We start from the raw sequence: 10,977 nt of genomic DNA on the forward strand, positions 1-10,977 counted from the left end.
ATAAGCCATTACAAAAAAATGGATTGTTGGTTTTGGTATTGATAATGGCTGAAATATTTCTGGGTTTAATAATGACCCAGCTAAAAATGCCGGCTTTTGCGCAGCCTTTGCATTTATTAGGGTCTTCTATACTCATTGTTACACTTTTTTCGTTAATGTTGCGCGTAAGACTAAAATAAAAAGCATTACTTCAATTCATAATACTTTCTTCTATGGAGACGCGTACAGAAATAGCTTCGCTCGGTGAATTTGGTTTGATAGAGCATCTTACCAAGAACTTTGAAATCTACAATGCATCTACTATTGAAAGCGTCGGAGACGATGCGGCGGTGATTGACCACTTTGGCAAACAAACGGTGGTAACAACGGATTTACTTATTGAAGGGGTACATTTCGATTTGATGTATACGCCACTCAAACATTTAGGATACAAAAGTGTAGTGGTAAATCTTAGTGACGTGTATGCAATGAATGCGCAACCTACACAAATTACCGTAAGTATTGGCATTAGCAATCGCTTCAGTGTAGAAGCTTTGAGCGAATTTTATGAAGGGGTATATGCTGCCTGCGAGAAGTACCAGGTGGATTTAATTGGCGGTGATACTTCTGCTTCGCAAAAAGGCTTTATTATTTCCGTTACTGCTTTAGGTGAAGTAGCGCCGGGCAAATATGTAAAAAGAAATACTGCGCAAAAAGGAGACCTGATTTGCGTTTCGGGTGAAGTCGGTGGCGCATTTTTAGGTTTGACACTATTGGAAAGAGAAAGGAAAATCTATCTCGAAAATCCTAAAGTACAACCCGATTTGGAGGGAGAAGATTATATCGTGGGCCGCTTGTTGATGCCCGAAGCGAGAAAAGATATTATTGATTTTTTTGAGAAAAATGAAATCATCCCCACCTCTATGATGGACGTGAGCGATGGTGTGAGTAGCGAAGTTTTACACCTTTGCAAACAAAGTATTCTTGGTTGCAGGTTACACGAAGAAAAATTACCTATCAACGAAAAAGCAAGACAAGCAGCTTTTAAGTTTGGCCTCGATCCAACAGTTTGCGCACTCAATGGAGGAGAAGACTATGAATTGATTTTTACTTTGAAACAAGAAGATTACGATAAAATAACCCTGAATGAACAAATAAGTGTTATTGGTTATATGACCGATGTTGAAGAAGGCTGCAAATTTATCAGTAAAGGTGGTAATACCTTTGATATTAACGCCCAGGGTTGGAAGGCCTTTTAGAATCATGATAGTTATCAGATTGCTACCAAGTTAATTGCCCTTCATTTTTCTAAATATGCTTGAATCAATTGTAATTTGTCGCTCGATTTTTTAACCATATCAAGGGATAGTTTTATTTTTTTGTTCAAAATTTCACTTGCTCTATTTTTATAGCCTTTAATTTCATGTTGTTTATATCTTGTTAGCATCTATCGGACCGGAGATTTATGCAGTGGAGAATTTATTTACTAGCTTTCAATCAAAGCACGGACTTCAAGTATAGCACAAAAGTTTCATTCGGAGAGTTTCCTCACTATTTCACAAAAACTGTATTGAGGCTATTTTATGATAATTTCAGTCTCAAATTGAATTCTAATTTTATATTTTGACCAAAAAAATTGGCGTTGTTCAATATTTATTTTTTGAAACGAAGGAAATTGATTCTGTCTATTAGCTACTAGCTCTTCGCTTTTTAAAATTATTATAGTAGTCTGGAGTTTCCGCAATCATAATTTTTACAATATTTTCGATTTGGAACAATCCCTCTGATTGCCAAGAATCTCTCTTGTTTTTTAATTCAACAAACAATATCGTAGTGTCGTATGTGAGCATACAATCACAACGATTTTCCATTTCCCCATTTTGTCTAAATACGTCAATACAATTATCTACTGCAGTAACCAAAATATTCTTGCTGTCATTATTCAAAACAGTAGCATTCCATAATTCTTCTTCTGTTAATTTGATTTTAACAGGCATCATATCTTCTGCATCGGACAAACCAAATCGTATTTCAGATGTTGTATTTTGACAATCAGCTTTTAAGAATTGTACGCTCATAATTCTTCCTCAATTTCTAATAATGAATCAAAAAGTTGATTGCTTTGTGCAAGAGAAATATTTAAAAAATTCTTGTCAGAAGGAATTCCTTCAAAATCTCCAAGTTTATTTACAGAACCATTTGTTTCATCCAATTCATAGATTACCAATTCGTTTGGATTAACAGTAGAATTTATAGGTACAATTGTGTTTAGTTTGTCTTTTAATCCTTTGTCTTTTATCTTATCCTTTAATTCATTTGCTTTAACAGCTAATGAAATATAATTGATTAAATAAGGACTATGCGTTGTCATAATCAGCATATTGTTTCCATTATTAAATGCTAATAGACTATTTAATAATTGTCTTTGAGAACTTGGAAATAAGTTTTGTTCAGGTTCTTCAACAATATTTATAAAATATTTGCTAACATATTTTTCGTTTATTTTCTTTTCTCTTGTTCGTAATGTTTTTTCGCCAAATTTTAATGTGTTCAACTCTTTCAATTCATTGTTTCTGCGAATAGTTTGATCTGTACTCAACAATTCTAATAATTTCTTTTCACCTTGTTTTACATACTCAATTAAATATTTTGTAACCCAATACAATGGAACAATGGAATGAAAACCACTCGAAGCATCAGAAAGTTTTAGTCGTTTATTGTTAAATATCAAATAGTTTTCATCTTCTTTTGGCTCATAAACAATCTTTGTATTGTTTATAGGTAAATCTATTGGGTTGCTTCTGTGAGCAAGTTGGGCATTGCGAAATTCTATTGAATATTCTTTTAAACTACCGATTATCAAGTCAGAAACTTTGTTGATGTTTGCAATCGAGCTCAAAAAATTACGTTCCGCAGGAACGTACATTATTTTAGGTTGCTTGACAGACTTCTGATTTAATTTTGTTGCTTCGATAGCTTTTTTTGCTGAATTTTCAGGCAAGATTAAACGAAAAGTATTGCCTTCGTATTCAATTTGAGTGTTATGCTCTAAATAATTTTCTAGCCGATGATATTCAATAAGTTCAATAAAATCGTGATGAGAAACAGGTGATTTTATGTCCCCTCGTATCAATGCCTTTTCTAACCACATAAATGTAGAAATAAGTTTGGCAACGGTACTCTTACCTGAACCTTGATTACCGATAAAAACAGTAACTTTTTTGATGTCAATCCAACCGTCATTGGCTTGATTTCCATCTTTAATTGGCCCGAAATTCTTTATTTTAATTCTCCTCATTTTTCTAATCGTAAGTTTGACAAATTTACAATTTTAAATTGAACTAGAATCGACTGAAAAATATTTGAGTTTCTGCTTCTAATTCATTCAGATTTTTGCATGTTACCATCAAGTTGAACTTAAGAATATATAAATGATCTGCAATTTATTAATTCCCTATAACCAAACTCCTAAAAACTTCTTCCTTATTCTCACTTTTTCTATCACCTGATTTTTGAGTGGGCGGTCGTTTTTATCGCGCTTTTGGTTGACAATCTTATCGGCCACATTCATTCCTTTTAAAACCTGCCCATATACGGTATAGTTACCATCAAGATGTGGTGCGCCGCCAATAGTTTCGTACACAGTTTCCTGTGCCGGCGTAATTTTTCTGCCAGCGCGTTGCTCTTCTTTTTTCAATGCCGCCTCAGAATATTTTTTCCCTGTTACAATATAAAACTGGCAGCCGGAAGATGCTTTTGCCGGGTTGTTGTCTCTGGCAGCAGCTAAGGCGCCCCGTTGGTGGAAATATTGTTTCCTAAATTCGGCCGCTATAGTGTATCCCACATCGCCATCTCCCAATGCTTCTGCTGGTTTTGCATGTTTGGAATCCGGATCGCCTGCCTGAATCATAAAACCGGGAATCACCCGATGAAACAGTACGCCATCATAAAAATGCTGTCTGGCTAATTTTATAAAATTATCACGGTGCTTGGGTGTGCCATCAAAGAGTTCAAGGCGTATCTTTCCTTCATTGGTTTTTATCACTGCATGGTATTTCTGTGCCTTTGTTGTTTGGGTTAAAAAACAGCCAAACAGCAATAGATAAATAATTTTTTTCATCCTGATGATGCTTAAAAAGTTATGTCAATGAAAGCCGAAGCAGGGTTTGATCTAAAGAAAAGAGCCGAAACAATGCTACAAAATTGCTTGCATCGTTTCAGCTCAATAAATTTACAATAACTATTTTACAGTGGTGTCTACATTAGGCGGCGGCGGGATATTGGTATCCATATCGCCAAAGCCAGCAGGATTTTCTTTTGACATTTTTTTAAGTGCCGAAACGAATTTTAAAATTTCAGAAAGGCTATTTTGTCGGCCATCTATAAATTTAATGCTTAAACTGGCTGTTGCCATATTCCCTTTCAAATTGTCAGCATTTCCCTCCATCGATTTAAAGGTATTTTTTACTAATAAGGTTTGTAGAGAATCTGACCCTGAGGCAGGTAACTTGCTTAAAATACTTTGCACGTCTACATAAAAAAGAGATGTTTTGTTTTTATTGTCCAATTCCTGGGGAAAGTCTATTTTGCCTTTATTGTTTAGAAAACTGTCCAATAAATTGGTTGAAGAGGCAAGTGCGACCGCTTTATTATTGGCGTTGTAAGACATACTCGCAGTAGGTTCAGCAAAGACTTTAGGCACCAGTGTTCCGTTATATGGAACAAAGAAGCCCATTCTTGCCAGCGCGCCGGTGAATTTATCATAAGCGCCTTTATCCGCAATGGGTAAGGTAATGACAAAATTGACAGAAGGCAAAGAAGGGATGGCTCTATTCATCGCTGAAAGATCTTTCTTTTGTAGATCCAAATTGGAAAATGCTATCGCAATTTCTCCGGTAAAAGCAGCGGAAAGGTCGTCTAAAGAAGTACCTATTCTTTGTAAATAATCATTGACGGTGTTTTTCACGCCCGCATAATCTAAAAAGCTTATCAATTGTTTCATGTTAAATGAAATATCTAATAGGCCTTCCGGTTTTCCGGGAAAAGAGGATAATGCATCACCCGAAATATTTGCGGTTGGGTTTTTCTTGATCAGATCCACCATTGTCTGATTCAAATATTGATTAGATTTAATATCTATTGAACCTTTATTAAAACTGATAGCGCCGTAGGCATAAGTGTTTTCTGCCAGGTCTGCCGCTTTGGTAATGCCGACAACTGGCAGATTGTCGAGGGCTTGACTAGAATTAATGAAGTAACAGATATCGCCCTGCTGCGAAAGCGCTTTCTGTGCATCTTTATTGGAGGCGAGGGATTCTTCTTTTTTTAGGTTGAATAAATTAAAAAGCTGATCTACACTTGCTCCAGCTCGGTTGTTTAAGTAAATGAGTATATTACTTTGCCATCCGCAAATGGCATTATCATTTACCTGGATATAAGAGAAATTTTTGCTCGTGGCAATTGTTTTGTCTGCCAAATGCGTTTTAATATAAGTTTCCAGCTTCTCTTTACTACTCAAAGGGACGATAATGCCAGAAACTATTTGATTGCCTTCTGCAATGGAGGAGGTGTTCTTACTAAAGGTGAACAGGGGTTTATGGTAATCATATATTTCTAGCAGGGCTTTTGCATCGCTGTCTAAATTCAAGGCCTGAGAGACAGAATCCATTGTATAATTGTCCGCTTTTAATTTTTCAAGAATGCCCTTACTGCTGATTTCTAAAACGGAGGTGGCATTTTTAGGAATATATTTCAACGACTCCATTTTAGACTTACTGCAGGAGCTGATGGCAAAGACCATTATGATAGCCATTACAATAGTGAAAAGCCGATTAATCCTGTTCATTTGAAAAAGGTTTGAATTTATGGACTGAAAATTGTTTTAAAGATAAACATTTATATATAATGTCCTTAAACAATGAGAAAATTTAGTGAAAAACAGTCGTTTTTCAAGTTGATTAATAGGCATTTAACAGGAATTTGACCGAAAAACATTGATATTTATCTTTATTTGTATCAGTTTAATTGTAATTTATCTATTTTTGTGCCCTCAATTTTGAAGTAATATTTTATTATTAAGATTGAGTTATAAATTTATTAAATGATTCAACCCCATACATACATTCATGCCGGTGCTAGACTGGCTGACAATGTAAAAGTAGATCCGTTCTCGGTTATTCATGCCGATGTGGTTATTGGTGAAGGTACTTGGATAGGTAGTAACGTAACCATTATGGATGGTGCTCGAATCGGTAAAAATTGTAGAATTTTTCCCGGGGCTGTTATTTCTGCAATACCTCAGGACCTCAAGTTTGAAGGTGAAAATACCATTGCTGAAATAGGCGATAATACAACCATTAGAGAATTTGTAACCATCAACCGCGGTACCAACGACCGTAGAAAAACCTCAGTTGGAAAGGGCTGTTTAATAATGGCTTATAGTCATATTGCCCATGATTGTTTAATTGGTGATCATTGTATTCTTAGCAATAATACGCAGATGGCCGGACATGTCATTATGGGTGATTGGGCAATTATTGCAGGAATGTCTGCGGTGCATCAATTTTCAAAAATAGGTGCGCATTCCTATATAGGAGGTGGAAGTTTGGTGAGTAAAGATGTGCCTCCTTATATAAAAGCTATCCGTCAGCCACTAACTTACGGTGGCGTCAATAGTGTTGGATTGAAGCGACGTGGCTATAACATGGAGCAGATCAATGAGATTTTAGATATTTATCGTGTTATTTATAATCAAGGTCTGAATACTTCTCAGGCATTGGAATATGTAGAACAGGAATTCAGGGCAAGTGATGAGCGCGACGAAATAGTTTCTTTTATTCGCGATAGTGAAAGAGGTATTGTAAAACGTAGTGGTAGCAAGGGCTCTTCCATCATAGAAGAATAAGCTATGCAAATAACCTTAGCTGATGCAGGTAAGCGATTTAATCGTGACTGGATTTTTAAATCACTTAATTACACTTTTTTACCGGGAAATGCTTACGCTGTTATAGGTAATAATGGGAGTGGTAAAAGTACTTTATTGCAGACTATTTCTGGTGCGACAGAATTGAGCACCGGACAATGTACCTGGAGTAAGTCCACAACAAAAATCTCTACTGAAAATGTTTTTCGATATATGGCTATCGCAGCACCTTCCCTGGAGTTAGTAGAGGAAATGACGGCGATGGAGTTCTTACATTTCCATTCTGTCTTCAAACCTTTTGTTGCTGGTCGTACCATAAAGGAAATTCTGGAATTGGTTCAGCTCCCCCAGGCCGCCAATAAACAAATACGTTATTTTAGTAGTGGAATGAAGCAGCGTATTAAATTAGCCCAGGCCATTTTTTCAGATGTGCCCGTGCTTTTACTTGATGAGCCATGTACCAACCTGGATCGTTCGGGTTATGACTTATACCATCAATTGATACAGGATTTTTGTAAAGAGAAGTTGATAATCGTTAGTAGTAATGATGAAGAAGAATACTTTTTCTGTACGCAGAAGATTGACATTCGCGACTATAAAATCAATTGAGGAGATGGGCTATCTCTTCTAAGAAGATTTTGTCTGTTTCATCAAAGTAGCCGAGCTGTTCACTATCGACATCTAATACGGCCATTACATTACCGTCAATAAGAATGGGGATGACAATTTCCGATTTTGAATCACTGCTGCATGCGATATGCCCCGGAAAACTATTGACATCTTCCACCAGTAAAGTCTTTTCTTGTTGCCAGGCAGAGCCACAAACGCCCCGACCCTTTTTGATGCGTGTGCAAGCTATAGGCCCCTGAAATGGTCCTAAAACCAGTTCTTCTTTTTTTACTATATAAAAACCTACCCACCACCAGTTAAATTGCATTTTTAAGGCTGATGCCATATTGGCCATGTTGGCAATTAAATCCGGCTCACCTTCTATTAGAGCTTTTATTTGAGGGATTAAAGATTGGTATTTTTCTGTTTTATTACCTTTCGAAATAAAAATACTTTCCGACATATTTTTTGTTTTATAAACTCATCATTTCTTTAAACTTTACCGATTGTCTGCGACTTACTTCGACTTTTTCCCCATCGCGCAATTCCAGTAACAGGCCCCCATTGAAATAAGGTTCTATTTTTTCTACCCACTTCAAATTTACAATATGTTTTCTGTTTACACGGAAAAAGAAATGTTCATCCAGCCGTTCTTCTAAAGCGTTTAGCGATTTTAAAATTAAGGGCTTTTGATCTTCGAAATATACTTTGGCATAGTTGCCCGCGCTTTCAAATAAGCGCACATCGGCTAATTTTACAAACCAGCATCTTTCACCATCTTTTACGAAAAACTGGTCTTTATCCGTTAGTAAATTTTTATCGTCTTTTGCCACCTTGCTTACCTGTTGCAGATGCTCCAATTTGCGCATAGCTTCTTCCAGGCGTTTGCCATCTATAGGTTTTAACAAATAATCCAGCGCATTTACTTCAAAGGCTTTAAGTGCGTATTCATCGTAAGCTGTTGTAAAAATCACTTTAGGAATTTGTATTAATTCGCTCAGCAGCTCGAAGCCGTTTTTCCCCGGCATCTGAATGTCCAGGAAAATTAAATCGGGGTCCAGTTCATTAATTTTTTCAGTAGCTTCCTTACTGTTTTGTGCCTCCCCCACAATTTCTATCTCGGGGAAATCCTGGAGTAATCTTTTTAACTCGGCGCGTGCGGGCCGTTCGTCATCGATGATTAAAGCTTTTATCACCATTGCTGTATTTTTTAATTTATTATTTTATTGTCCGTTTGTTATTTTGTTACACTGCCGTCCATATCGATGGGTATCTTCACCTCTGTAATTACAATATTATTTTTAAATCCTTTTATAGAGAAATCGGCTGCTCCGCCATACATGAGTTCCAATCTGTTTTTAGTGCCTGCAATACCAAATCCATTTTTGTTATATACTTGTTGGAGTTGCCCTGTGTTTTCAATATCAATGAGCAAATAGGCATTATCCACCGAAGCGGATATTTTTATTATGCCACCTTCTTCCAGTTTACTAATGCCATGTTTAATGCCATTTTCTACTAATGTTTGCAGCATCATTGGCGGGACTTGCATTTTCAACGCATTTTCTTCGATATTATATTGAATATTAAGTCGATCTTCAAAACGAATTTTTTCTAGCGCCAGATAAGAACGCACAATTTCCAATTCACGTTCCAGCGCAGTAGTGGAAATATTTTCAGATTGCATACTACTGCGCAAAAGAATGCTTAACTGTGTAATAGCCAATCTGGCACGTACCGGATTTTCATTGACCAGAAAACGAATGCTGTTCAATGCATTAAAAATGAAATGCGGATTGATATGTGTTTTGATTGTTTTGAGTTCCAACTCCTTTACCAGAGATTCGAGCCTGGCTTTGTCGAGCCTTTCTTTATTGCTTTTAACGACATAATGATAGGCAAAATATAGCAGATTCCAAATGAATATAATAATGAAACTTACGATCCACGAAAGAAAAAGTACGGGCTCTCTATGTGTATTATTGGTGGGGGAATTGATAAAATTATCGGTGACAATATTCATTAAAGTTAAAAGCAGCGAGACGACAATCGTGGATAATACCAGAAATGAGATTTGCTTTCTCAATTCCTCTTGTAAAATATTGAAGTGGACAATGAAGGAGCGCAGTAGGGCTGTAATAAGAATACCTTCCAGCATTTCCATAAAACCCACCACAAAAAAAGATTGTGTGACGTGCTGGGAAAAGGATATGTACAGGATGCAGGTAAAAATAAAATCACCCAGCCACCCGCCAATCTGAAGTATCCAAAAGCTTGAAATTTTTTTAGTCATACTGAGGTAAAGTTACACAACATAATTATGGAGACTGTTTTTTTACATAAATGGTAAAATCTCTACATAACGGTGGCATAAAGTTTGTCTGCTTACCGTCAAAAATTGTACTTTTACACACTAAATATAGTGAAGGATGGAAATAACGCCCGGCACATTGCTCAAAAATATTGATTCTCCCGACGATTTAAAAAAGTTGGATAAGGCGCAGTTACATCAGGTCTGTGATGAATTACGTCAATATATTATTGACGTGGTAAGTGTGCACGGCGGGCATTTTGCCGCCAGTTTGGGTGTGGTAGAATTGACCGTTGCGCTACATTACATTTATAATACGCCATATGATCAACTGGTTTGGGATGTAGGCCATCAAGCTTATGGGCATAAGATATTGACGGGTCGTCGCGACAATTTTGATACCAATCGCAAATATAAAGGGTTGAGCGGTTTTCCTAAACGAAGCGAAAGTGCGTATGATACTTTTGGTGTGGGTCATTCTTCTACTTCGATCTCCGCCGCTTTAGGCATGGCATTGGCGGCTAAATATAAAGGCGAAGATCGTAAATCGGTTGCCATTATTGGAGATGGTTCTATGACTGCGGGATTGGCATTTGAAGCGATGAATCACGCCGGTGTGAGCGATAGCGACATGCTGATTATCTTAAACGATAACTGCATGAGCATTGATCCGAACGTAGGTGCATTAAAAGAATATCTGACCGACATTTCCGTTTCGCGGACCTATAATAAGTTTAAAGAAGATGTATGGAAAGCGCTGGGCAAATTGCCTATCGGAAAATCTTTTACGCGCGCAATGGCGAGTAAACTGGCCGATAGTTTGAAGGGTATGGTTAATAAAAGTTCCAACCTTTTTGAATCATTAAAAATTCGGTATTTCGGGCCAATTGATGGACATAATATCACCAACCTTGTAGATACGCTTACTGAATTGCGCAAGATACCCGGACCTAAGATTTTACATATTATTACAACCAAGGGTAAGGGCTATGAGCTGGCGGAAAAAGAACAAACAAAATGGCATGCGCCCGGCTTGTTTGATAAAATTACCGGAGAGATTTATAAGAAAAAGTTCGACCTGCCGCACCCTCCAAAATATCAGGATGTTTTTGGTAAAACCATTAGTGAACTGGCGGGCGGGCATGGGCGGATGCGG

At 37.0% G+C, this 10,977-nt stretch carries 11 protein-coding genes; 4 read left to right on the forward strand and 7 right to left on the reverse strand.

The window, feature by feature from the left end; all coding sequences use genetic code 11:
- The first annotated feature begins 212 nt into the window (after positions 1-212).
- Positions 213-1,238, forward strand: coding sequence for a thiamine-phosphate kinase (gene thiL / locus ACQR30_RS15250; RefSeq protein WP_429736618.1), 1,026 nt, complete (start codon positions 213-215; stop codon positions 1,236-1,238).
- A 429-nt stretch (positions 1,239-1,667) separates the two neighbouring features.
- Here thiL and ACQR30_RS15255 read toward each other — a convergent pair whose 3' ends face one another.
- The 4 genes from ACQR30_RS15255 to ACQR30_RS15270 form a co-directional block, all read right to left on the reverse strand.
- Positions 1,668-2,057 (reverse strand): hypothetical protein, encoded by a 390-nt coding sequence (locus tag ACQR30_RS15255; RefSeq protein WP_429736619.1) that lies wholly within the window; start codon positions 2,055-2,057, stop codon positions 1,668-1,670.
- Positions 2,054-3,277 (reverse strand): AAA family ATPase, encoded by a 1,224-nt coding sequence (locus tag ACQR30_RS15260; protein WP_429736620.1) that lies wholly within the window; start codon positions 3,275-3,277, stop codon positions 2,054-2,056. The genes ACQR30_RS15255 and ACQR30_RS15260 overlap by 4 nt, the downstream gene beginning before the upstream one ends.
- Before the next feature lie 156 nt (positions 3,278-3,433).
- Entirely contained in the window at positions 3,434-4,099 is a 666-nt protein-coding gene (locus ACQR30_RS15265) for a peptidylprolyl isomerase (protein ID WP_429736621.1), read from the reverse strand.
- A 120-nt stretch (positions 4,100-4,219) separates the two neighbouring features.
- Positions 4,220-5,824 carry a hypothetical protein gene (locus tag ACQR30_RS15270; protein WP_429736622.1) on the reverse strand — a complete coding sequence of 535 codons (1,605 nt, stop codon included), beginning with the start codon at positions 5,822-5,824 and terminating at the stop codon, positions 4,220-4,222.
- 255 nt (positions 5,825-6,079) lie between these two features.
- Between ACQR30_RS15270 and lpxA the strand changes: the two genes are divergently transcribed.
- Together lpxA and ACQR30_RS15280 are read left to right on the forward strand one after the other, a co-directional pair.
- Complete coding sequence (lpxA, locus tag ACQR30_RS15275; RefSeq protein ID WP_429736623.1) at positions 6,080-6,883, forward strand: acyl-ACP--UDP-N-acetylglucosamine O-acyltransferase; 804 nt, start codon at positions 6,080-6,082, stop codon at positions 6,881-6,883.
- Between the two features lie 3 nt (positions 6,884-6,886).
- Positions 6,887-7,510 (forward strand): ABC transporter ATP-binding protein, encoded by a 624-nt coding sequence (locus ACQR30_RS15280; RefSeq protein ID WP_429736624.1) that lies wholly within the window; start codon positions 6,887-6,889, stop codon positions 7,508-7,510.
- On the opposite strand, the gene ACQR30_RS15285 is transcribed toward ACQR30_RS15280, so the two are convergent.
- Genes ACQR30_RS15285 through ACQR30_RS15295 form a run of 3 tightly spaced genes read right to left on the reverse strand, consistent with a single transcriptional unit; the run spans position 7,503 to position 9,803 of the window.
- Positions 7,503-7,973 carry a GAF domain-containing protein gene (locus tag ACQR30_RS15285; RefSeq protein WP_429736625.1) on the reverse strand — a complete coding sequence of 157 codons (471 nt, stop codon included), beginning with the start codon at positions 7,971-7,973 and terminating at the stop codon, positions 7,503-7,505. The genes ACQR30_RS15280 and ACQR30_RS15285 overlap by 8 nt on opposite strands.
- A gap of 10 nt (positions 7,974-7,983) precedes the next feature.
- Entirely contained in the window at positions 7,984-8,709 is a 726-nt protein-coding gene (locus ACQR30_RS15290) for a LytR/AlgR family response regulator transcription factor (RefSeq protein ID WP_429736626.1), read from the reverse strand.
- A 38-nt stretch (positions 8,710-8,747) separates the two neighbouring features.
- Positions 8,748-9,803 carry a sensor histidine kinase gene (locus tag ACQR30_RS15295; protein WP_429736627.1) on the reverse strand — a complete coding sequence of 352 codons (1,056 nt, stop codon included), beginning with the start codon at positions 9,801-9,803 and terminating at the stop codon, positions 8,748-8,750.
- Positions 9,804-9,939: 136 nt separating this feature from the next.
- On the opposite strand from ACQR30_RS15295, the gene ACQR30_RS15300 reads away from it, so the two are divergent.
- A partial coding sequence (locus ACQR30_RS15300) for a 1-deoxy-D-xylulose-5-phosphate synthase N-terminal domain-containing protein (protein ID WP_429736628.1) occupies positions 9,940-10,977 on the forward strand: 1,038 nt, incomplete at its 3' end.

The organism is Arachidicoccus sp. (genome assembly GCF_050436765.1).
GTDB lineage: Bacteria > Bacteroidota > Bacteroidia > Chitinophagales > Chitinophagaceae > Arachidicoccus.

What these genes read in the sequence shown, in the direction of transcription:
- thiL (WP_429736618.1), top strand. Translation starts at nt 213, where the DNA reads ATGGAGACGCGTACAGAAATAGCTTCGCTCGGTGAATTTGGTTTGATA.
- ACQR30_RS15255 (WP_429736619.1), bottom strand. Translation starts at nt 2,057, where the DNA reads ATGAGCGTACAATTCTTAAAAGCTGATTGTCAAAATACAACATCTGAA.
- ACQR30_RS15260 (WP_429736620.1), bottom strand. Translation starts at nt 3,277, where the DNA reads ATGAGGAGAATTAAAATAAAGAATTTCGGGCCAATTAAAGATGGAAAT.
- ACQR30_RS15265 (WP_429736621.1), bottom strand. Translation starts at nt 4,099, where the DNA reads ATGAAAAAAATTATTTATCTATTGCTGTTTGGCTGTTTTTTAACCCAA.
- ACQR30_RS15270 (WP_429736622.1), bottom strand. Translation starts at nt 5,824, where the DNA reads ATGAACAGGATTAATCGGCTTTTCACTATTGTAATGGCTATCATAATG.
- lpxA (WP_429736623.1), top strand. Translation starts at nt 6,080, where the DNA reads ATGATTCAACCCCATACATACATTCATGCCGGTGCTAGACTGGCTGAC.
- ACQR30_RS15280 (WP_429736624.1), top strand. Translation starts at nt 6,887, where the DNA reads ATGCAAATAACCTTAGCTGATGCAGGTAAGCGATTTAATCGTGACTGG.
- ACQR30_RS15285 (WP_429736625.1), bottom strand. Translation starts at nt 7,973, where the DNA reads ATGTCGGAAAGTATTTTTATTTCGAAAGGTAATAAAACAGAAAAATAC.
- ACQR30_RS15290 (WP_429736626.1), bottom strand. Translation starts at nt 8,709, where the DNA reads ATGGTGATAAAAGCTTTAATCATCGATGACGAACGGCCCGCACGCGCC.
- ACQR30_RS15295 (WP_429736627.1), bottom strand. Translation starts at nt 9,803, where the DNA reads ATGACTAAAAAAATTTCAAGCTTTTGGATACTTCAGATTGGCGGGTGG.